This window comes from Janthinobacterium sp. GW821-FHT03C10 (assembly GCF_059420865.1).
Genome location: NZ_JBWKUN010000004.1, coordinates 131,033 through 152,475, shown reverse-complemented (window position 1 = coordinate 152,475; position 21,443 = coordinate 131,033). Strand labels below are relative to the sequence as shown.

Genomic DNA, 21,443 nt, shown 5'->3' with positions numbered 1-21,443 from the left:
CAGGGAAGCCGGCTGCTTTCTGTAGCCAACTATTTTACCAGACTGGGGGACCGCAAATTAGAATTGCGGCGTACTGGCCCGCCAAATGGCTATACTTTGACGTCTTTCCACCCCACTTACCCCCGTTGAGGATTTGCATGCCGCGTTTTTTCTGCCCCCAGCCGCTCGTCGCCGGCGCCACCGTCTCCCTGCCGGAGGCTGTCGCCCACCATATCCAGGTCGTGCGCCTGGTGCCGGGCGACGTCATCACCCTGTTCAATGGCGAAGGCGGCGAAGTGCAAGCGAGCCTGGTGGCGGTCGCCAAGCGCAGCGTGACGGCGCAAATCCAGGCGCAGGTGGCGCGCGAGGCGGAACTGCCGTATGCCGTGACCCTGGCGCAAGCGTTGCCGGAAGCGTCGAAAATGGACTGGATCATCGAAAAAGCCATCGAACTGGGCGCGGCCGGCATCGTGCCGCTGGCGGCGCAGCGCTGCGTCGTGCGCCTGTCCGCCGAGCGGGCCGAGAAGAAACTCGCGCATTGGCAAGCGATCATCGTGTCCGCATCGGAACAATGCGGGCGCAACCGCCTGGCGCAGCTGGCCCCATTGCAGGATTTTAACGGCTGGAGCAGTCAGCAAGATTTACATAAACGCATCATTTTGACGCCGCGCGCACAGCAGTCGCTGGCCGACTGGGCGCGTCATCAGCCGCCGCAGGCGATCACCGTGATGGTGGGACCGGAAGGCGGGTTTTCGGAAGCGGAGGAAAAGGCGGCCCTGGCCGCCGGCGCCATCGGCCTGTCCATGGGGCCGCGCATCCTGCGCACGGAAACGGCGGGCCTGACGGCGCTGGCCACCCTGGGCGCCTTGTGGGGCGGCATGTAAGGCGGCGTACGATGGACTGGCACCCAGCGCGCCACCCAAAAAAATGCCCCGCAAGCTTCGCAGCTTACGGGGCATGTTACTGGCATGACTGACCATGCCTCTTGCTATAACCGTCCGTGCATCCCGGCCTCCGCCGGCTGACGGCTGTCAACCGGCAAGGAGGAAATCACATCAGAACTTGTGGCTGTACTGGGCCGACAAGCGCACGGTGCGCGGGTTCGAATACGCATTGACCATACCGGCGGTAGGGCTGACGGCAGTACCGGCGGCGCTGGTGTTGTAGGCCTCGTCAATGGATTGCGCCACTTGACGGTTGGTTGCGTTCAGCACGTCGACTTTCAGCACGATGCCTTTGATTTGCTCTGGCTTGTAGATGAAGTTCAAGTCCAGGCGCATTTCTGTTGGCAGCGTACCGTAGGCGCCGCGGCCGTTCGGACCGGTTGGGCACAGGAAGAAGATCGAGCCGTATTGCGACAAGCCCAAGCCCTGTTGATCCATGGACGCTGGGATATTGCAAGTACGCGACATTGGACGGCCCGTCGCCACCAGCAAGTTGCCACCGACGCCAAACTGGCTCGTGAACTCATAGTAGCCGTAGGTTTTCAACTGGTGCGTACGGTTGTTAGGCAACAAGCCGCTGCCGTTGACCATCGTTTCCGGGAAGTCCCAACCCGAGCTGAAGCCCACGTCGGCCTGGCCGTTATCCGACTTGGTCTGGCCTTCCTGGTTGCCTTCGCTGCGCGACCACGTGTAGTTCATCTTGCCATACCAGCCATTGCGCATCGGATGTTCCAGCATGAATTCCAGCGCCGTGTAGGTACGCTTGGCTTTTTCCGGGAAGCCTGCATCGGCAGCCGTAATCGTCACCGCACGCTGTGCACCGTTTGGTCCCACCGGGATCATGAAGGTGTTGTCCTTGCCTGGATTGAACAGGGCGCCGTTCCAGCCATGGTCATCGAAGTACTCTTTTTCAGCGCCCGTCAGCTTGGCCGAAATGGCGCGTGGATCCGAGTAGTCATCGATCGTGTTTTTCAGCTTGCGATAGGTAAACTTGATACCGCCGTTGAAATCAGGCGTCAGCGCCTTCTCGAAGCCCAGGTTGATCTCGTCCTGGAAGTGGGCCTTCAAGTTGGTCGAAGCCAATTCATTGGCGCGTTTTTCCTGGCCAAATTCATTGTTAGCCGACACGACATTGCTGATCGGGTTCAAGCCCAGCGGTGCACCCGTGGTCGGGTTGACGCCGGTGTAGGTGTAGAAGCGGTCGGTATTCAGCGAAGCGCCAGCAAAACGTACGGCCATGTTGGCCGGCAATTGCATGAAGTAGCGGCCAGCCGTACCGAAGACTTTCAGGGAACCGTCGCCATACACATTCCAGGCCGCATTCAGGCGCGGCGCCAGCATGTTTTTCTGTTCCACGAAGGTTTCGCCGATACCGTTCATGTTCTTGAACGACTCATTGCGCAAGCCCAGGGTCACGACCAGGTTTTCGGTGGCTTGATAGCGGTCCTCGATGTACTGCGCCGACTGCTCGACGGACGGAGTGGAACCGCCACGCTGCAGGTTTTCACGCACGTAGTAACCTTGGGTGCCGTAACCGCCGCCAGCTGCCGGCGACATATTATGGCCAGACAATACGGTGTTCGGATTGGTTTTCAGGTAAGTCCAGGTACCGCCGCCGGCCGCTTCCGTGCCGTTCAGGGCATTGATCTTGTTGTGGTCAAGACCGCCGCGTATCGTATGCTGCTTGGCCAGTTTGTATTCCAGATCCAGGCGATAGCCGCGGTTGGTGTCTTGTGCACCGTCGCGCAACAGGGCCGAGCTGAAACCTTGCACCTGGCTAGGCTGGTAATTCACGCCTGGTACCTGGTTGTCCGGGGAAGCAACGACCGGACGCAAGCCTGGAATGTAGCCAAACGGATTTTGCTCGCGCTGGGTCTTCGCCTGGCCGATCAGGGCCTGCACGGTCAGATCGTCGGTCACATAGCTGGTCAGCTTGAGGATGTCGATGTTGGAACCCTGGGCTGCCGCCAGCGCAGCGCCGGTGGCGTTGAGGAACAGCACACCTGCCGAATAGTTCTTGAATTTGGCGCCGCCGTTCTGCACATAGCCGCGCTGCTTGGTATCGTAGTTGAAGCCGTAGTATTGATCGTCAACTTTCGACTCGTCCGAAATATGCGTATATTCGAGGCGGTTATTGTCGGTGATATTCCAGTCGATCTTGGCGATATAGCGCGGCACATCGGATTTCTGCACCAGCCAGCCAGTCTGATTGTTCACCGTGCTGGTCGATGCCAGACGTGCCGTTTCGCGGTCCATTCTGGTAAATTCACCACCCAGATAGATGAACAGCTTGTCCTTGATCAGCGGGCCGCTGACATAGGCGTTGTAGACCTTCTCGGTCAGCTTGTCGCCTTCCCGGTAGTTGTAGATCTTGCCATCCGTCTTGGGATTGGCACCCGTATTCGGGAACATGATGTTCTTGGCCTTGCCGCGCAGCGAATCAGGCGCGTAGGTAAAGCCGGCGCCGAATTCCCAGTTATTCGTACCGCTCTTGGTGGTGATATTGACCACGCCACCCGTCGAACGTCCGAATTCGGCGCCGTAGCCGCCGGTGATGATTTGCGCTTCAGCAATCGAGCCGAAAGGCAGGGAAGAGTAACCAACCTGATACAGGCTGTTGGTGACAGGGAAACCGTTGATGTACGCCGCATTTTCCGACGCGCTGGAGCCGCCGAAGCTGGCGGCGTTGTTGCCGTAGCGCGAGTCGGCGCGCGTGGTACCGCCGGCCAATTGCACAATGTTGGCGACCGTTGGCGCCAGCGGCAGGGTAGCCAGCTCGCGCGAATTGAAGGACGAACCGGAGTTGGAACTGGTGACATCGATCGCGCGGCGGCGGCTCGTCACGTTCACGGTCTGTACCTGCTGCAGCGCCACTTCGCTTTCCTGGCCGATGCGCACTTCCACGTCCTGCGTGCTGACGACGGAAGAACCTTTCAGCAGCGTGACCTTGTAGTTACCAACTGGCAGGGAAGTGATGCGGAAAGTACCGCTGGCATCGGGTGAAATAGTCCGCTTGAAGCCGTTGTCGGCACCGACGATCTGCACCGATGCGCTGGCATCCGGCGCGATCTTGCCGATGATGTTGCCCGTGGCATTCGACTGAGCCATTACCGCTGGAACAATCGCAACGCTCAATACCGATGCGCTGAACGCGATCGTTAATGCACGTGCTATTACAGTTTTTCTCAACATGTCATTCCCTATTATTTATATGAGCGCAGTATTACTGCTTTGGTAAAGGAGTTTTTCACTTACGCTTATGCGTTTTTAAACGCTTTCTACTCTCATCGCCTTGCTATCCCGCCACACAAGACATCCTCTCGGTCCACTTTGCATACGCAAAATAAAACAGAAGGACACATCGGAACATATTGAAACAGGCTGGTCAATAAAATTAGGAAAACTGTTCTGTTGGCGCAACACTTCGATTTATCCAGAAAATAGGCATGCAGAAACGCATCCAGGCTAAATGAAAACATTCGCGGACGATAATAAAACTTACTTGGGATGCCTGAAAACAGTGGCTTTGCGCCAATGGAATTAGAAAATTACCGGAAGAATCCGTTCTAAAAAAGATGAATATCAATAACCCGAAAAATAAATGACGCGCAAGACGTCATTACTTTACGGGAGGAGGCGACATATAAAATGTGAAGCCACTTCGCAATATATCGATCAGACCTTTTATGAATGGATCTATATAAAAAAAATTCCTCGACATAATCTCAAAACAAAATCCCGCCCTCCATCGAAGAAGCGATAGCGACGAGATACAGCGCTGCTCTTTTCCTGGAATGCGAGCAGACCAAAGATACAGAATTGCGCCGGTAAGAAACAAAACACTATCAAATCACACGCAATGGCAAGGCGTCAACAAAATCAAGCGACCACAACAAAAAAGCAACACAAATTTACCTGAAAAATAAGCCCAGGATTTGCGTGCCCCAACAAGGGGCGGCGGACGCACCAGCAACGCGCCGGCTCGCACCAGTTTGTGGCAGCCAGAAAACGCCTCCAGGTCCCGCCACGGCACCGCGGCGACAATGCGAACAGACGGTACTGCCGCCTGTTGCCCCTCCCCAAAAAGTCCGGGTAAATCTAAGCGGTGAACGATGTGGAGGTAAAATAGCGCCTTGATGCCCTCACACGGCGCCACACACTCTCCGCTAGATACGGAGCCCGGCAATTTTTGAAAATACACACCATGTTGCGACTCAACGAAGTAAAACTCCCCCTCGAACACGACGATGCAGCCCTGCCGGCCGCGATCCTGGCCCGCCTCGGCATAGCCGCGGAGGAACTGCTCGGCTTCACCGTCTTCAAGCGCAGCTACGACGCGCGCAAGCGCAGCGCCGTGGTGTTGATTTACTCACTGCATGTGGAAGTCAAGAATGAAGCGGCCGTGCTGGCGCGCCTGGGCCACGATATCCACCTGATGCCCGCGCCCGACACCGACTATAAATTCGTCGCCGGCGGCGAACAGCTGGCCGGCCATACCAATGAACCGCGCCCCATCGTCATCGGCACGGGCCCCTGCGGCCTGTTCGTGGCGCTGATCCTGGCGCAGATGGGCTTGCGCCCCCTCATCCTGGAACGGGGCAAGCAGGTACGCGAGCGCACCGTCGACACCTTCGGCTTCTGGCGCAAGCGCGAACTGAACCCGGAATCGAACGTGCAGTTCGGCGAAGGCGGCGCCGGCACTTTCTCGGACGGCAAGCTGTACAGCCAGATCAAGGACCCCAAGCACTACGGCCGCAAGGTGCTGACGGAATTCGTCAAGGCGGGCGCGCCCGAAGAAATCATGTACGTGAGCAAGCCGCACATCGGCACCTTCCGCCTGGTCAAGATGGTGGAGGAAATGCGCGCCAATATCGAGCAGCTGGGCGGCGAATACCGTTTCAGCAGCAAAGTGGTCGATCTCGACATCGTGCCCGGCCCGGACGGCGGCCAGGTGCGCGGCGTGGTGCTGGACAATGGCGAGACCATCGCCAGCAACCACGTCGTGCTGGCCATCGGCCACAGCGCGCGCGACACCTTCGAGATGCTGCACAAGCGCGGCGTGTACATCGAAGCGAAACCGTTCTCGATCGGTTTCCGCGTGGAACACCCGCAATCGTTGATCGACAGCTGCCGCTTCGGCCCCAGCGCCGGTCACCCGATCCTGGGCGCGGCCGACTACAAGCTGGTGCACCACGCCAGCAATGGCCGTTCCGTCTACAGCTTCTGCATGTGCCCGGGCGGCACGGTGGTGGCGGCCGCATCCGAACCGGGCCGCCTGGTAACGAACGGCATGAGCCAGTATTCGCGCAATGAACGCAACGCCAACAGCGCCATCGTCGTCGGCATCACGCCCGCCGACTACCCGGGCGACCCGCTGGCCGGCATGGCCCTGCAGCGCGAACTGGAAGAGCGCGCGTTCGCCCTCGGCGGCGGCAACTACGATGCGCCAGGACAATTGGTCGGCGACTTCGTGGCCGGCCGCGCCTCGACGGAATTCGGCAGCGTGGTGCCTTCTTACAAGCCGGCCGTGCACCTGACGGACCTGGCGCCCTCGCTGCCCGAATACGCGATCACGGCCCTGCGCGAGGCGTTTCCGGCGTTCAACAAGCAGATCAAGGGTTACTACAAGGCCGACGCCGTGCTGACGGGCGTGGAAACGCGCACCTCGTCGCCGATCCGCATCAAGCGCCGCGACGATGACCTGCAAAGCCTGAATACACGGGGACTGTTCCCCGCCGGCGAAGGCGCCGGCTATGCGGGCGGCATCCTGTCGGCGGCCGTCGACGGCATCAAGGTGGCCGAGGCGGTGGCCCTGTCAATGGCGGCGCGCGGCTAGGCCGTGCCCTCCCCGCCGTGCGGCGGGATGAAAAAAACCGGCACATTCACGGGCCGGTTTTTTTATGCCTGCGTACCTCGTTAAAACTTGTACGAGGCATTCAGGTAACCAGTACGGCCGCGCGGATCGTAGTAGCGGTCGTCATAGCCGAATTGCTGGCCGCGGTTCACGCCGGACGTCGATGGCACGAATGGCGGACTCTTGTCGGTCAGGTTCAGCACGCCGACGGTCAGCACCCAGCTCTTGCTTGGAGTCCACACCGTTTGCCAGTCGAGGGTCGAATAGAAGCCCGCCTGCATGCGGATCTTTTCCTGCCCCGTCACAGCACCCGAAGCGTCAAGCACGTCGACCGACGTTTCCTGATCCTTGTAGCCGGACAGGAAGTTGACCGTCAGCGAGTTGGCCCAGTTGCCCGTTTTCAGGGTATTCGTCCACTGGCCGCGCGTGCGGAAAGTCACCGTGCCCAGATCGGCAAAGTTGCCCAGCGCCGAATAATACCTGCCGTTGCGTTCCAGCTGCACATCCTCGCGCAGCATTTGCGTCGCGTTCAGCTGCGACGTGAACAGGCCGATGCCGGAGCGGTAACGGGCGCTGATATCGATGTCGACACCGGTGGCGAACGATTTACCCAAGTTCTGGTTGTCAGCCAGGAAGGCCAGGTAGGTGGTACCCGTGCCCACGTCCTTGTTGACGCCCCAGGATTTCGGGAAATTGGCCGGATTGGCGAATACCAGCTGTTCGGTCAGCTGACCGAAGGAATCGCGGATCTGCACATGCCACAGGTCGGCACCCAGGGTGATGGCGTTGATCGGTTCGTAACGGAAGCCGATAGTTGCCTGTTTCGATTTCTCCGGCTGCAATTCGCGGTTGCCGCCGGCCAGCTGGTCGTACTGGCGGTTACCTGGCTGGCATTGCGCATTGAGACGCGTGGCGATCGCCTGCAAGGCTGGCGAGCAGGTGTACTTGTCGCTGGTGACGCCATAGCCGCGCTGCAAGGCGTTGACTTGTGGCACTGTCGGCGCATGGAAACCATTGCCGACCGAACCGCGGATCAGCAAGGTGGGTGCCGGCGTCCACTTGAAGCTGGCCTTGGCCGTGGTAGCACCGCCAAAGTCCGAGAATTCATCGAAACGCAAGGCGGCGCCTAATTCCAGCTCTTTCAGTACAGGCGCGATGACTTCGCCAAAAATGCCTTTCGACGTACGGCTGGCGCTGTACGGCTGGCTGCTGGCCGCGTCGCCGAAACGCTGGTCGCATTCCAGTCCGGTCGTGCCGCCGCACAAGGTGCCCTTCACGGGATCGGCCAGGATGCCTTGCGCAAACGGACTCGGCTTGGCAGAGAATTCCTCGCGGTTGATGTTCACGCCCATGCCCAGCATCATCGCGCCGCCAGGCAGTCGCCGCAGTTCCGTCGAGCCATTCAGGTTAATCGTTTGCAGGCGCGAAGTGCCACCGTCCCAGTAACCGGAGTACGCGGCCGCCTTGATGGCTTCCTGTGCCGCGGGAGACTGCTTGCCCGGGCCGACGAAGGGGTCGAGCAAGCCGCTCGACGTGAGGTTATTGACAGCAATGGCGCCAGGATAACCGGAAATACTGCCTTTTACGCGGCTTTCGGAGAAGTTGTAGGCAGCGTTATAGTCCCATCCGGCCAGAACGCCGCGCGTGCCGACCACCACGCTGGCAAAATCCGCCGTATCTTTCGAGGTACGCTGGCCCATGTCGAACAAGCGGTAGAACGCCGTGCTGTCGCCGGTAATTCCAGCTGGCACTAAATACTTGTCATGCAGCGGCGTGCCCGCATCGACGGCGATCGCGCCAGGTACCGGAGCGATACGCGAAGTTTGTTTCGTGCGTGACAGCAAGACGTCTGCATATACTTCCTGGCCGGCGATCTTGAAGGTGCCCGATGCCATGAAGTTGTCGCGTTTGCGCTCCGGATAGATTTCCAGGTCCTTGGTGAAGTCATAGCCGCAGTAGTCATCGGCCAGGCCGCTGCCATCGTTGTACGGTTCGATCACGCGGAACGTCTTTTCCGGGCAGGAGCCGTTGGCCTTCTGGTAAGGGCTGATCAGCTGGCCATTGTCATCGGTGGCATTGGCGGGAATCGGGCTGGCCGAAAACTGCTGCTTCTGGTAGCGCTTGCCATTGGCCGAGAATTGCACCTTGCCCGTGCTGGCGAACTTGCGGTCGACGGAAGCGAGCTTGTCGCGCTCGTCATGACCAAAGGTCAGCACCACGTTGTAGCCATCTTCGTCCAGGTTGCCAAAGCCCTTGGTGGCGCTGAGGCGTTTCTCACGCGCACCGTTTTTTGGCGCGGAGTAGCCGATGGACACATCACCGATCGTCGTATCGTGCTTGGTAATGAAGTTGACCACGCCGGCGATGGCATCGGCACCGTACAGGGCGGAGGCGCCATCGGTCAGCAATTCCACGCGTTCAATTGCCGAGATAGGGATCGAATTCAAGTCGAAGCCAGCGGCGAAACCGGTCAGCGTCTGGCCGCCGAACTGGGCCAGGCGCTTGCCGTTCAGCAAGACGAGCGTACGCGTCTCACCCACGTTATGCACGGAAATACCGGAGAAACCGAAGGTGCTGCCGCCAACCGAGGAACTTTCGCTGGTGGCCCCCTGGGCGGAAGAGAGCTTCTTGACCAGATCGGTGACCGAGGTGGCGCCCGATGTGCGGATGGCTTCGGCGGTCAGGACGGTGACCGGCAAGGCGCCTTCGGCGGCGATACGCTTGATCGACGAGCCGGTGACTTCGACACGCTGGATCTGCGTATCGGCGCCCTGCGCATCTTGTGCGATCGCGGACTGCGAAACAACGGACATGGCGGCAACTACACCACCGGCGCAGACGATGCGAACTGCACGAGAGATGACGGTTTCTTTAAGCATGGTGAACCCTTTTTCATTTGTACGGTTATATATGACTCCGGATTTTTTACCCGGATTGCACTCGTTCATCTAAAGGAAACGCCTCGTACGGCACCCGATCAGACACCGTGAAGTCCGCTGGGACACGTGTACAGAAATGGCACTAGGCAACTAAAAGTCAACTAGACAACTACATAGAATCACGGCAAGAATATGAGTGTCAACAGAACTCAGCATGCGTATGGCGTACATACAACATATGAAAAGCAGGGTAAAAAGGGATGGAGTGGCTTCTCCCGGCTAGCCGGGAGGTTGCGCGGTATCAACTGGCCAGCGGCAGCCTGATCTGTATATGACAGCCGGGAGTGCAGTCGATGGCGCACACCTGGCCGCCCAGTTGCTGCACGATGGTGTAGACGATGTGCATGCCCAGGCCGGAGCCGCCCTGGCCACGCTTGGTGGTGAAAAACGGTTCAAACATGTGTTCGCGCACGGCCGGCGCCAGGCCGATGCCGTCGTCCGAAAAGTCCAGCAGCAGCCAGCGCAAGGCCGCATCATCCTCGTCCGCCTCGATGCGCGCACGTATCGTGATGCGCCCCGGCCCGCCCTGCGGATAGCCGTGGCGGGCGCTGTTCATCAGCAGGTTCGAGAGGATTTGCGACAGCTTGCCGGCCGCCAGGCGCACCTGGCAATCGGGCGCGATATCGAGTTCCACGCCCAGCGCCGCCTTGCGCAGTTCCGGACTGTGCGCCGACACCAGGCCGTGCACGTAGTCGTGCAGCGCCAGGTCGGCCACGTACTCGCTGACCTGGTCCACGGCCAGCTGCTTGAAATTGCCGATCAGGTCGGCGGCGCGCGCCAGGTTACGCTCAATCAATGCCGCCGCGCCTTTGAGGGATTCGGCAATGTCGATCAGTTCGGTGCGGCTGACCTTGGCGCCGCCCAGCAGCTGCACCAGCTGGTCGGCATAGCTGCCCATGCTCGACGCGGCTGTGAGCGCCACGCCGATGGGCGTGTTGACCTCGTGCGACACGCCCGCCACCAGCGAACCGAGGGCCGCCATCTGTTCCTGCTCGATCAGGTTGGCCTGCGCCGCCAGCAGCGATTCGGTGCGCACGCGCACGATTTCTTCCAGCTGCTGGGTGCGCTCCTGGTGCTGCAGCTCGGCCGCGCCGCGCGCCGAGAAGATCGACAGCAGCAGCAGGGCCAGCAAGCGCTTGTTTTCATCGATGGGACGCGTGTCGATGGCCGACAGGATGCCCAGGGTCTTGCCATCGGTATCGATCAACGGCATGCCGACATAGCTTTCCGCATGCATGTCGACCAGGAGGGTATCGAGTGGAAAGCGACGCTGGATATCGCTGCCGTGAAAACACATGCTCTGGCAGGTCACGTCCTGGCAAGGCGTGTGCTGCAGGCTGTATTCGATGTTCGGCTGGTAGCCGTCGCCGCCCCACAGGGCCAGGGTGCGGATGCCTTCGCTGCCATCGTCCATGCGCACCAGCCGCCCGGCGATCACATAGTGCACGTCGAGCGCTTCGGCCAGGTCCTTGACGAGGATGCGCAGGAAGTCGTCGCCACGGGCGTGCGCCGTCGAGGCAGTGATCGAGCGCAGGGCCGCCTCCGCCAGGGTGCGCCGCTGCTCGGGATCGAACAGGGGTTCTTGCGAATTCACATCGAACAACGGAATACTCATGAATGCTCCTGCGCGGCACGGGAAGCGCAGGCAAAGCTGCCGGCGCGGCGATCCTCAGCAAAGGCCCGGGTCAACGGACTTGCCGCGATTGTACCCCTGGCTATTGTTTAATAATACAGATACACAGGAAATTTTTATAGCCAGCCGGAACGCTTGAACAAGTAATACATATAACCGCAGACACAGCTCATCACTGCCACGGCGGCCGGATAGCCATAATGCCAGTCCAGTTCCGGCATGAACTTGAAGTTCATGCCCCAGATGCCGGCAAACGCGGTAAACACGGCAAAGATGGCGGCCCAGGCCGCCAATTGCTTGTTCACTTCGCTCTCGTCGATGGCCACCATCGACAGATTCACCTGGATGGCCGTGCTGATCGTATCGCGGATGGTGTCGAGCGTGCCGTTGATGCGCGCCAGGTGATCGTGCACGTCGCGGAAATACTCCTGGGTATCGTGGCACAGCGGCGGCACGCGCCCGCCGTGCAGCTTGCCCACCGCTTCCATCAGGGGCGCCACCACGTGGCGCAAGACCATGACCTTGCGTTTCAATTGATACAGCCGCTCGATATTGTCGCGCTCGGTGCCCCGGTCGAAGATGCGGTCCTCGATCAGTTCCAGCTCCGATTCCAGCGCGTCGAGCACGGGAAAGTAACGGTCGACGACGGCGTCCATCAGCGCGTACAGCACGAAGGCCGAGCCCTGGCGCAGCAAGTGCGGTTCGCGCTCGGCACGCGCGCGCACGCCCAGGAAACCTTGCGAGCTGTTGCTGCGCGACGAAAGCACGTAATTGGCGCCGACAAAGATGTCGACTTCGCCCAGCACCAGTTCATTCTCGACCATTTCCACGGTTTTCACCACGGCAAACAGGGAATCGCCATATTCCTCGATCTTCGGGCGCTGGTGGCCCCGCTGCGCGTCTTCCACCGCCAGTTCGTGCAGGCAAAACTCATGCTGCATCTGTTTCAGCTCGTCCGGCGTGGCGTCGAGCAGGGCCACCCAGACGAAGCAATCGGGGCGCTCGACGTAATCGCTGATATCGTCGATCGGCAAGTCGGCCAGTTTTTTGCCATCCTGGTAGGCCACGCAGTTTATGAGCATACAGTTCCACAATCAAATGAAGACCGGACGAAACAGTCCGGCAGGCGCCAGCTTACCTTATCGCCAGCCATTGTTGTGGGTGTTGTGGCGTGCCAGGGACGCCGGGAAGGGAAGCGGACGGGGCGGGGCCCCGTCCGGACGGCAATCAGTCGTCCTTGGCGCCGTCGATGCCCAGTTCGGAGATCTTGCGGGTGATGGTGTTGCGGCCGATGCCCAGGCGCACGGCGGCGTCGTTCTTGCGCCCGTGCGTATGCTTGAGCGCCGTCTTGATCAGGGCCGACTCGAATTGGCGCCCCAGCACGGCCATGACTTCCTGCTGTCCCGCGCCCAGCATGCCGGCCGCCTGCAATTCCAGCAAGCCGATCCATCCCGGCGGCGCGCCGTTGGCGGGCGCGGCCGCTTCGAAGACCTGGCCGCCCTGCGGATGGGCAACGGCTGCGGGTACGGTCTCGCCCGCCGCCGCGCCGGCCGCGCCATCGCCCTGCCCCTGCGTCAATTCCAGCGGCAAGTCCTTGATTTCCACCGTCTGGCCCGGCGCCATCACGGTGATCCAGTTGCACAGGTTTTCCAGCTGGCGCACATTGCCGGGCAAATCGAGGCTGCTCAAGAACTGCATCGTCGGCTCGCTCATGCGCTTGGCTTCCACGCCCAGCTGGCGCGCGCTTTGCACCAGGAAGTGGCGCACCAGGATGGGGATATCCTCGCGCCGCTCCCGCAAACTGGGCAGGCGCAGGCGGATCACATTCAGGCGGTGATACAAGTCTTCGCGGAACAGGCCGTCGCGCACGCGCTGCTCGAGGTTCTGGTGCGTGGCGGTAATGACGCGCACGTTGGCCTTCATCGGCTGGTGTCCGCCGACGCGGTAGAAATGGCCGTCGGACAGCACGCGCAGCAAGCGCGTCTGCAGGTCAAACGGCATATCGCCGATTTCATCGAGGAACAAAGTGCCGTTCTCGGCCTGCTCGAAGCGGCCCCGGCGCGTCGTCTGCGCACCGGTAAACGCCCCGCGTTCATGGCCGAACAATTCGGACTCCAGCAAATCCTTGGGGATCGCCGCCGTGTTCAGGGCGATGAAAGGCTGCGCCGCGCGCGGACTGTGCTTGTGCAGCGCGCGCGCCACGAGTTCCTTGCCGGAACCGGATTCGCCCGTGATGAGCACCGTCACATTCGATTGCGACAAACGGCCGATGGCGCGGAAGACTTCCTGCATGGCCGGCGCCTGGCCGAGGATTTCCGGCGTTTCCGACGGGCCCGATTCGACGCTGGTCTCGCGCAGGCTCTCTTCCAGCGCGCGGCGGATCAGCTCGACGGCCTTGTCGATGTCGAAGGGCTTGGCCAGGTATTCGAAGGCGCCGCCCTGGAAGGCCGCGACGGCCGAATCGAGGTCGGAAAAGGCCGTGATGATGATGACCGGCAAGCCGGGAAAGCGCGACTTGACCGTCTGCAGCAATTCCAGGCCGGACGCGCCCGGCATGCGGATGTCGGACACGAGCACTTGCGGCGTGTCAAATTCCAGCGCGGCGATGGCGTCGCGCGCATTGGCAAAACTCTTGGTGGCGAGATTTTCCCGCGCCAGGGCTTTTTCCAGCACCCAGCGGATTGATTCGTCGTCGTCAACTATCCAGATTGGCTTCATTAGTGTGTGCGTCCCGCAATGGATTTCATGGGTGGGATACTGCCTCGCTTATGGCAAGGGGAGAACGATCCTGAAATCGGTGTATCCAGGCCGGCTTTCGCACTCGATCACGCCCAGGTGCTGTTGCACGAAGGTTTGCGCCAAGGTCAGTCCCAGCCCGCTGCCGCCTTCCCTGCCCGACACCAGCGGGTAGAAAATCCGGTCGCGGATCTGGGGTGCGATGCCCGGTCCATTGTCAATGATATGCAAGTCTAATGCCAGGTTGTAGCGCACCTTGGCCAGGGTCACCTGGCGCGCCACGCGCGTCTTGAAAATCAGCTCCGCATCGCCCGCCTCGATGCGCTCGGCCAGCGCTTGCGCCGCGTTATGCGCGATGTTGAGCACGGTCTGTATCAGCTGCTCCTTGTCGCCGCGAAACTCGGGGATCGAGGCGTCGTAATCGCGCGAAATGGTCAGTCCGCTGGGAAACTCGGCCAGGATCAGGCTGCGGACCCGTTCGCACACTTCATGGATATTCACGTCGCCCACGATGTGCGGGCGGCGGTGCGGCGCCAGCAGGCGGTCGACCAGCGTCTGCAGGCGGTCCGCCTCCTTGATGATGACTTGCGTGTATTCGCGCAGCTCGCTCAGATGCAGGGCCGGCAGTTCCAGCTCCAGCAGCTGGGCCGCGCCGCGGATGCCGCCCAGCGGGTTCTTGATTTCATGCGCCAGGTTGCGGATCAGCTCCTTGTTGACCTGGCTCTGGTCAAGGATGCGCTCCTCGCGGTCGAGTTTTAATTGCTGCACGTTTTCGCGCAGCTCGATCAGCACGCCGTCGCGCGGTGCGTCGAGGGCGCTGACGATGCTGTGCACGCGCAGCGGCTCGCGCCCCAGGCGTTCCAGGCTCAGGTCCTGGCGCAAATCGGAAAATTTATGTTCGAGCGCCTGCGCGCAGATGCCGGCCAGCTCCTCGGGGTTGAGGAACAGCGCCGTCAGCTTTTGCCGCGACAGCGCCTTTAATGAGCTTTCCAGCAGGTTTTCCGCCGCCGCGTTGGCATAGCTGATGCGGCCGTCTCCGTCGAGCAGGATCACGGCTGAAGCGAGCAGATCAAGGCCTGCCAGGTGGGCGGGACGGCTGGAATGGTTGTCTAGTGTCATGTGCTTTACCGAATATTCGCGATCTCGCGTTTCAGGGCGTCTATATTTTGCTGCGTGCGGCTGAGGTTGTCCTTCAGCTGCGCCACCCGTTCCTGATATTTCGCATAGTTACGCTCGTTGCCCTGGCGCTCGGGTTGTCCACCGTTAAATTCCAGGCGCTGCGCCGCCAGTTTCTGCTCTTCGCTGCGCAATTCGTCCTGCAGGATCTGGCGCCGGTCCAGGTCGCGCGCGCGCTGCTCGGCGCCATCGACCTTGGGAAACGCGCCGGCGGCAGGTGCCGCCGTGGCCGCCGCCTGCGTGGCCGGCCGGGCAGGCGCGCCGGCCAGCGACGCCGTCTTGCGGGGCGGCTCCGTCATGGCGCCCGGCAAATCGAGCAGCTGGCAATGCGCGCCGGCCCGCTTGTCCGTGTACGTCTTGTGTCCCTGCGCATCGGCGCACACATACAACTGCCCGTGCGCCTGTGCCGCCGCGCCCAGCAATCCTGCCATCAGCGCCATTCTGTAATGCTTGGTCAATCTCTACTCCTGTCGGCACATGCCGCATCGTTCCTGGGCCGACTATACAACAAGGCACTGTGGCGCCATAACAAAAAACGCGGGCAAGACCATCGCCTCACCCGCGTTTTTTATTCACTACCGGCACGTTGCCGGCGTGGCGCCATTACAGCGAGTAGTACATGTCGAACTCGGCAGGATGCGTGGTCATGCGCATGCGCTGCACGTCCTGCATTTTCAGTTCCAGGTACGCGTCGATCATCGAATCGCTGAACACGCCGCCGCGGGTCAGGAACTCGCGGTCCTTGTCCAGGGCTTCCAGTGCTTCTTCCAGCGAAGCGCACACGGTAGGGATCAGTGCGTCTTCTTCCGGCGGCAGATGGTACAGATCTTTCGAGGCGGCTTCGCCCGGATGGATCTTGTTGGCAACGCCGTCCAGGCCGGCCATCAGCAGTGCGGCGAAGCACAGGTACGGGTTCGCCAGTGGATCCGGGAAGCGCGCTTCGACGCGGCGGCCTTTTGGATTGGCCACGTGCGGGATACGGATCGAGGCGGAACGGTTTTTCGCCGAGTACGCCAGTTTCACCGGCGCTTCGTAGCCTGGTACCAGACGCTTGTACGAGTTGGTGCCCGGGTTGGTGATCGCGTTCAGCGCCTTGGCGTGCTTGATGATGCCGCCGATGTAGTACAGGGCGAAATCGGACAGGCCGGCATAGCCGTCGCCAGCGAACAGGTTTTTGCCATCTTTCCATACGGATTGATGCACGTGCATGCCCGAACCGTTGTCGCCAACGATAGGTTTCGGCATGAAGGTGGCGGTCTTGCCATAGCTGTGCGCCACGTTCCACACCACGTATTTCAGGTTTTGCGTCCAGTCGGCGCGCTCGACCAGGGTCGAGAACTTGGTGCCGATTTCATTCTGGCCGGCGCCGGCCACTTCGTGATGATGTACCTCAACCGGGATGCCCAGCGATTCCAGGATCAGGCACATTTCCGAACGCATGTCCTGGAAGCTGTCCACTGGTGGCACGGGGAAGTAGCCGCCCTTGACGGTAGGACGGTGGCCGCTGTTGCCGCCTTCGATATCCTTGCCGGTCGACCACGAACCCTCGTCCGAACCGATCTTGACGAAGCAGCCCGACATGTCGATCTTCCAGCGCACGCTGTCGAAGATGAAGAATTCCGGCTCAGGGCCGAAGTAGGCGGTGTCGCCCATGCCCGACGATTTCAGATAGGCTTCGGCGCGTTTCGCGATCGAGCGCGGGTCGCGGTCGTAGCCCTTGCCGTCCGACGGTTCGATCACGTCGCACTGCATGAACAGGGTCGTTTCTTCCATGAACGGGTCGATATTGGCCGTGTTTGGATCCGGCAGCAAGATCATGTCGGACGCTTCGATACCTTTCCAGCCAGCGATCGAAGAACCGTCAAAGGCGTGGCCCGACTCGAATTTGTCCATATCGAAGTGCGACACGGGAACCGTCACGTGCTGCTCTTTACCACGGGTATCAGCAAAGCGGAAATCAACGAATTTGACTTCGTTTTCTTCTACCATCTTCAAGACTTCTGCGGCTGTCATTGCCATGCGTATCTCCTAAATGAATGTGGGGTGAGCCGACCTTAGTGCGTCTGGGCTGATGAAGCGAAGCAAACATTGCGTGCCACCAAAACTCATAAGGATCATAGCAGATTCCATGCCAGCTCCCGGAGCCGCCTGGCGCCGGCGGCAAAATGGCTGCCATCCCTGTGAAAGTTTTCGTGCCCGCGATTTTCCTGCTGAGTTTGCGTCAAATCAAGAATGCACTATGCAAGTGCAAAAAACAAATAACGCACCATTATCGTGCATTTTGTGCGCATTCTTGAAAAATGCCTCGTTGTGGTGCATGCGCCGGGCACCGTGGTTTCCCGTTTGCGGTGCGCGAAGGGCGCACTATAATCGTACACACCATCCCACTTTCATCGAGGACGCCATGACTACCGCCGCCGACATCCTGACCACCGCCCGCAGCCGGGCCAATGAAGGTACGCCGTATGCCGGCGCCGTCACGCCGCAGGAAGCGTACGAGCTGCTGCAGCTGGACGCAGCCGCCAAGCTCATCGACGTGCGCACGAATGCCGAGCGCGACTGGGTCGGCCGGGTCGACATCGCAGATACCCAGCATGGTGCGGTGCAGTGGGCCACCTACCCGGGCGGCGTGCCGAATCCCGACTTTCTTGCGCAGCTGGCGGCCCAGGCCGGCAAGGACGAGGTGCTGCTGTTCCTGTGCCGCTCGGGCGTGCGCTCGCGCCATGCCGCCAAGCTGGCCACCGAGCACGGCTATATCAACTGCTTCGATATCCTTGAAGGGTTTGAGGGCGACAAGGATGCGGACGGCCACCGCAAACAGATCGGCGGCTGGTGCAAGGCCGGGCTGCCGTGGCTGGGCGCCTGACGCTGGTCGCCTGACTATCTGAACAGTGTTTGATCTGGCGGGCCACGCGATGGCCCGTCATCGGCTACAACCATCCATGCGCGCCCGTTTTCCTCCATTGCGGCGCAAATTCTCCTTGCGAATATGTACCTTATATAGTACAACGTAGAGGTGCGTCATGGATGCTTCCGGCCTGCGGCAGATTACCCTGCTGTTCTACACGAACGGCAATGGCGGCGAACCCGTGCGCGACTGGCTCAAGTCGCTCCCCATCGAGGAACGCCATGTGATCGGGCAAGACTTGATGCATGCGCAATGGCGCTGGCCCGTGGGCATGTCCCTGTGCCGGCATCTCGGGCACGGCCTGTCGGAAGTGCGCAGCAACTTGCCCGGCAACCGCATCGCGCGCATGCTGATCTGCCATCACGGCGATTGCCTGGTGGCGCTGCACGGCTTTATCAAGAAAACCCGGACGACGCCGGAAGACGATCTGGCGCTGGCCCGCAAACGCCACAAGGAACTGACATGAACGCCACCGCTCCCCATCTCGGCAGCAGCCTCGACGACTTTTTAAAAGAGGAAGGCATCTTCGAGCAAACGCAAACCCGCGCCATCAAGGAAGTGATCGCCTGGCAACTGACGCAGGCGATGCAGGAGCAATCGCTGTCGAAGACGCGCATGGCGGCCCTGCTGCAGACGAGCCGCTCGCAGCTCGACCGCCTGCTCGACCCCGGCAGCGACGTGACGCTCTCCACCCTGGAGCGGGCCGCCGCGCTGCTTGGGCGCAAGCTGTCGGTCACCCTCGTTTAAGCGAGTTAAGCGTTCAGGCCGCTTCGCCTGCCTCTGGATGCTCGCCCATCAGGGTCAAGATGCGCTTGCGCACGAAATTGATATGGCTGCGCAAGCCATACAGGCCATCGGCAAACGACAGGGGAATCGAGATCTGGTTGACCATGTCCTCGATCTGGTCCAGCCGCTTCAATTGCTCCGCATACACTTGCGCGCGCTGCTCCTGCGGCACGTCTTCCAGCGCCTGCTCCACCGTGCGCAACTGGCCATACCAGCGGTACACGCGCGAGCGGATGCGCCACACGTACAGGGGCGGCACCACGCGCGACAGGGGCAATATCAAGGCGCCGAGCGCCACCACCAGCACCCACATGCGGTCGAAGAAATTAGCCAGCCAGAAACTCATATAGCGCTGCAGCACGGGCGCGCCATCCTTGTAGAATTTCAGCGCTTCGGGCGCGACGGGAATTTCCGTGTAGCGTGCGGACGGGAACTGCCCCTGCTGCTGGAACCAGCCCGTGCCGCCATGGATGCCGGCCGCCGCCTGCACGAACAGATCGACCAGGGCCGGATGCAAGTCTTCGCGCGCGACCAGGGTGGCGGTCGGCGCGATCAAATGATAATCCTGCGCCGGGATATTTTTGCCCAGGTCGACGATACCGCGCGGCAAGACGACATGCGTGAGGAAAGGCAATCGCCGCGTGTACGCCTCCGCTTGCGAAAAATCAAACAGCTTGATGCCCGGCGTTTGCAGCAGCATCTGGATCAGCGGCGCTTCCGGCGCCGAGCTGAACACCAGGCCGTCGATGCGCCCTTCCAGCAGCTCCACCGTGGCGGGCGTATTTTGCAAGTCGCTCACCGTCAGCTCCTTCGCTTCCACGCCATTCACGGACAGCAACTGCCGGAACAGGCTGGGCACGCCCGTGCCTTCCGGCCCCAGGTTGATCTTCATGCCCTTCAATTGCGTCAATTCCGTCACCGCCTTGTCTTCGCGCAAGAACAGCCAGACGGGTTCCGTAAACAGGCTGCCCAGGGAGATGAGACCATGCCGTTCGGCATCGGCGTGCTCGGTCGAGCCGCTTTGCACGAAGGCGATATCGGTCTTGCCCGCGTTCAGGCGCTGCAGGTTATCCTGCGAACCCAGCGACGGCTGCAAGGTCACCTTGATGCCGTGCTTGGCCAGGGTGGCCGCGTATTTCTTGCCGAACTCTTCGTACGCGCTATTGTCCTGTCCCGTCGACAGGCTCACCTGGCGCGGCGGCGCCGGGTCGACCAGCCAGTAGGCAAGCGCGCAGAATGCGCCGACGAGCAGCAAGGTGGGACCGGCGGTGGCGAGGAAATCGCGCACGGAAAAGCGGCTGAACGCGAGGATTTTGGACATGTGGTGGCGCATAGGTTTCATGGGTGGCTACGATGCCAAGAAAAGCCCAACTATGCAAGGCACTTTCACATGCGCGGCGTGGCCATTTCCGCTACAGTGGCAGATCGATCACCTGCCCTCTGGAGCCCCGCATGCTGAAAATTCTTGGAAAAGCCGCCTCGATCAATGTCCGCAAAGTCCTGTGGACGTGCGAGGAACTCGACCTGCCCTACGAACGCGAAGACTGGGGCAGCGGCTTTCGCAGTACCGACGACCCGGCCTTCCTGGCACTGAACCCGAACGCCATGGTGCCCGTGCTGCTCGATGGCGACCTGGTGCTGTGGGAATCGAACACGATCTGCCGCTACCTGTGCGCCCAGGCGGGCCGCGACGACTTGCTTCCAAGCACGCCACGCGCCCGCGCGGAAGTGGAAAAATGGATGGATTGGCAAATGGGCGATTTGAACAACAGCTGGCGCTACGCCTTCATGTCGCTGGTGCGCCACAGCCCCGCGCACCAGGATGCGGCGCAGCTGGCGGCCGGTATTGCCGGGTGGAACAAGATGATGGGCGTGCTGGAGCAGCAGCTGCAGCGCACGGGCGCCTTCGTCTGCGGCGAACAGTTCACCCTGGCCGATATCGTGCTGGGCCTGTCCGTCAAGCGCTGGCTGATGGCGCCCATGCAGCGCCCGGCATATCCGGCCATCGCCGCGTATCACGCGCGCCTGGAAGATAAAACGGCCGTGTTTGCCGGCTAATCGAGTTCGATGGCCTCGACCGTGCCGCCGATGACATAACAGTCGCCATCGCGGCGCACCTCGTCCAGGGTCGCCGGATCGTCGCGCGTATAGGTGCCGTCGACGTCGACGCACCAGACGTCGCCAAAACGCAGCAGCTTCACGCCGCAGCAGATGCGGTTGATGAAGTTGCCCGGCGTCCTGAGCAGCACTTCCCGTACTTCGCCCACCGTGATGGCGACGTTGCGCCAGACATTGCCATCGAGCGCATGATTTCTTGCGTACAAGACGATGCGCACGGCCTGCACGCCCCCGGGCTGATACCGCTGTTCGATGGACACGAGCGCGCCATCGTCAAAGCGGTGATATTGCTGAAAAATCTGCTGCGTCTTGGCCAATTGCACTCCCTCAAAAAAAACCGGCCCGTGAAGGCCGGCTTTCAGCTAGCTGC

At 60.9% G+C, this 21,443-nt stretch carries 16 protein-coding genes; 6 read left to right on the top strand and 10 right to left on the bottom strand.

The window, feature by feature from the left end; genetic code table 11:
• The first annotated feature begins 137 nt into the window (after positions 1-137).
• Positions 138-863, top strand: a complete 726-nt coding sequence (locus AC07VH_RS14995; RefSeq protein WP_494788411.1) for a 16S rRNA (uracil(1498)-N(3))-methyltransferase — start codon at positions 138-140, stop codon at positions 861-863.
• 171 nt (positions 864-1,034) lie between these two features.
• Here AC07VH_RS14995 and AC07VH_RS14990 read toward each other — a convergent pair whose 3' ends face one another.
• Positions 1,035-4,031: a TonB-dependent receptor gene (locus AC07VH_RS14990; RefSeq protein ID WP_475417426.1), complete on the bottom strand. Its 2,997-nt coding sequence runs from the start codon at positions 4,029-4,031 to the stop codon at positions 1,035-1,037.
• A gap of 1,096 nt (positions 4,032-5,127) precedes the next feature.
• Here AC07VH_RS14990 and AC07VH_RS14985 point away from each other — a divergent pair.
• Entirely contained in the window at positions 5,128-6,759 is a 1,632-nt protein-coding gene (locus AC07VH_RS14985) for an NAD(P)/FAD-dependent oxidoreductase (RefSeq protein WP_475417427.1), read from the top strand.
• Positions 6,760-6,839: 80 nt separating this feature from the next.
• Here the strand turns inward: AC07VH_RS14985 and AC07VH_RS14980 are convergent, their stop codons facing one another.
• The 7 genes from AC07VH_RS14980 to glnA form a co-directional block, all read right to left on the bottom strand.
• Entirely contained in the window at positions 6,840-9,656 is a 2,817-nt protein-coding gene (locus AC07VH_RS14980; RefSeq protein WP_475417428.1) for a TonB-dependent receptor plug domain-containing protein, read from the bottom strand.
• A 301-nt stretch (positions 9,657-9,957) separates the two neighbouring features.
• Positions 9,958-11,331, bottom strand: coding sequence for an ATP-binding protein (locus tag AC07VH_RS14975; RefSeq protein WP_494788412.1), 1,374 nt, complete (start codon positions 11,329-11,331; stop codon positions 9,958-9,960).
• 134 nt (positions 11,332-11,465) lie between these two features.
• Positions 11,466-12,431, bottom strand: a complete 966-nt coding sequence (corA, locus tag AC07VH_RS14970; protein WP_034760218.1) for a magnesium/cobalt transporter CorA — start codon at positions 12,429-12,431, stop codon at positions 11,466-11,468.
• 145 nt (positions 12,432-12,576) lie between these two features.
• Complete coding sequence (gene ntrC / locus AC07VH_RS14965; protein WP_489628728.1) at positions 12,577-14,067, bottom strand: nitrogen regulation protein NR(I); 1,491 nt, start codon at positions 14,065-14,067, stop codon at positions 12,577-12,579.
• Between the two features lie 48 nt (positions 14,068-14,115).
• Positions 14,116-15,204 (bottom strand): nitrogen regulation protein NR(II), encoded by a 1,089-nt coding sequence (glnL, locus tag AC07VH_RS14960; protein WP_070291140.1) that lies wholly within the window; start codon positions 15,202-15,204, stop codon positions 14,116-14,118.
• A 5-nt stretch (positions 15,205-15,209) separates the two neighbouring features.
• Positions 15,210-15,692: a DUF4124 domain-containing protein gene (locus AC07VH_RS14955; protein ID WP_494788483.1), complete on the bottom strand. Its 483-nt coding sequence runs from the start codon at positions 15,690-15,692 to the stop codon at positions 15,210-15,212.
• A gap of 172 nt (positions 15,693-15,864) precedes the next feature.
• The gene (gene glnA, locus AC07VH_RS14950) at positions 15,865-17,280 is read right to left on the bottom strand and encodes a type I glutamate--ammonia ligase (RefSeq protein WP_070219258.1); all 1,416 of its coding nucleotides are present in this window, start codon (positions 17,278-17,280) and stop codon (positions 15,865-15,867) included.
• Between the two features lie 385 nt (positions 17,281-17,665).
• Between glnA and AC07VH_RS14945 the strand changes: the two genes are divergently transcribed.
• From AC07VH_RS14945 to AC07VH_RS14935, 3 genes are all read left to right on the top strand, one after another.
• Positions 17,666-18,127, top strand: a complete 462-nt coding sequence (locus tag AC07VH_RS14945) for a rhodanese-like domain-containing protein (RefSeq protein WP_099410353.1) — start codon at positions 17,666-17,668, stop codon at positions 18,125-18,127.
• Between the two features lie 157 nt (positions 18,128-18,284).
• Positions 18,285-18,635, top strand: a complete 351-nt coding sequence (locus AC07VH_RS14940) for a type II toxin-antitoxin system RelE/ParE family toxin (RefSeq protein ID WP_494788413.1) — start codon at positions 18,285-18,287, stop codon at positions 18,633-18,635.
• The gene (locus AC07VH_RS14935) at positions 18,632-18,916 is read left to right on the top strand and encodes a helix-turn-helix domain-containing protein (RefSeq protein ID WP_086137536.1); all 285 of its coding nucleotides are present in this window, start codon (positions 18,632-18,634) and stop codon (positions 18,914-18,916) included. The genes AC07VH_RS14940 and AC07VH_RS14935 overlap by 4 nt, the downstream gene beginning before the upstream one ends.
• A 13-nt stretch (positions 18,917-18,929) precedes the next feature.
• Here AC07VH_RS14935 and AC07VH_RS14930 read toward each other — a convergent pair whose 3' ends face one another.
• Positions 18,930-20,276: a TAXI family TRAP transporter solute-binding subunit gene (locus AC07VH_RS14930; protein WP_494788414.1), complete on the bottom strand. Its 1,347-nt coding sequence runs from the start codon at positions 20,274-20,276 to the stop codon at positions 18,930-18,932.
• Positions 20,277-20,407: 131 nt separating this feature from the next.
• Here AC07VH_RS14930 and AC07VH_RS14925 point away from each other — a divergent pair, with 131 nt between their 5' ends.
• On the top strand, positions 20,408-21,013 hold the full coding sequence (locus tag AC07VH_RS14925) for a glutathione S-transferase family protein (protein WP_494788415.1): 606 nt from the start codon (positions 20,408-20,410) through the stop codon (positions 21,011-21,013).
• On the opposite strand, the gene AC07VH_RS14920 is transcribed toward AC07VH_RS14925, so the two are convergent.
• Positions 21,010-21,390: a hypothetical protein gene (locus tag AC07VH_RS14920; RefSeq protein WP_494788416.1), complete on the bottom strand. Its 381-nt coding sequence runs from the start codon at positions 21,388-21,390 to the stop codon at positions 21,010-21,012. The genes AC07VH_RS14925 and AC07VH_RS14920 overlap by 4 nt on opposite strands.
• Positions 21,391-21,443: the final 53 nt, after the last annotated feature.

What these genes read in the sequence shown, in the direction of transcription:
- AC07VH_RS14925 (WP_494788415.1), top strand. Translation starts at nt 20,408, where the DNA reads ATGCTGAAAATTCTTGGAAAAGCCGCCTCGATCAATGTCCGCAAAGTC.
- ntrC (WP_489628728.1), bottom strand. Translation starts at nt 14,067, where the DNA reads ATGAAGCCAATCTGGATAGTTGACGACGACGAATCAATCCGCTGGGTG.
- AC07VH_RS14940 (WP_494788413.1), top strand. Translation starts at nt 18,285, where the DNA reads ATGGATGCTTCCGGCCTGCGGCAGATTACCCTGCTGTTCTACACGAAC.
- AC07VH_RS14955 (WP_494788483.1), bottom strand. Translation starts at nt 15,692, where the DNA reads ATGGCAGGATTGCTGGGCGCGGCGGCACAGGCGCACGGGCAGTTGTAT.
- glnL (WP_070291140.1), bottom strand. Translation starts at nt 15,204, where the DNA reads ATGACACTAGACAACCATTCCAGCCGTCCCGCCCACCTGGCAGGCCTT.
- AC07VH_RS14975 (WP_494788412.1), bottom strand. Translation starts at nt 11,331, where the DNA reads ATGAGTATTCCGTTGTTCGATGTGAATTCGCAAGAACCCCTGTTCGAT.
- AC07VH_RS14985 (WP_475417427.1), top strand. Translation starts at nt 5,128, where the DNA reads ATGTTGCGACTCAACGAAGTAAAACTCCCCCTCGAACACGACGATGCA.
- AC07VH_RS14935 (WP_086137536.1), top strand. Translation starts at nt 18,632, where the DNA reads ATGAACGCCACCGCTCCCCATCTCGGCAGCAGCCTCGACGACTTTTTA.
- glnA (WP_070219258.1), bottom strand. Translation starts at nt 17,280, where the DNA reads ATGGCAATGACAGCCGCAGAAGTCTTGAAGATGGTAGAAGAAAACGAA.
- AC07VH_RS14980 (WP_475417428.1), bottom strand. Translation starts at nt 9,656, where the DNA reads ATGCTTAAAGAAACCGTCATCTCTCGTGCAGTTCGCATCGTCTGCGCC.
- AC07VH_RS14945 (WP_099410353.1), top strand. Translation starts at nt 17,666, where the DNA reads ATGACTACCGCCGCCGACATCCTGACCACCGCCCGCAGCCGGGCCAAT.
- AC07VH_RS14930 (WP_494788414.1), bottom strand. Translation starts at nt 20,276, where the DNA reads ATGTCCAAAATCCTCGCGTTCAGCCGCTTTTCCGTGCGCGATTTCCTC.
- corA (WP_034760218.1), bottom strand. Translation starts at nt 12,431, where the DNA reads ATGCTCATAAACTGCGTGGCCTACCAGGATGGCAAAAAACTGGCCGAC.
- AC07VH_RS14990 (WP_475417426.1), bottom strand. Translation starts at nt 4,031, where the DNA reads ATGGCTCAGTCGAATGCCACGGGCAACATCATCGGCAAGATCGCGCCG.
- AC07VH_RS14995 (WP_494788411.1), top strand. Translation starts at nt 138, where the DNA reads ATGCCGCGTTTTTTCTGCCCCCAGCCGCTCGTCGCCGGCGCCACCGTC.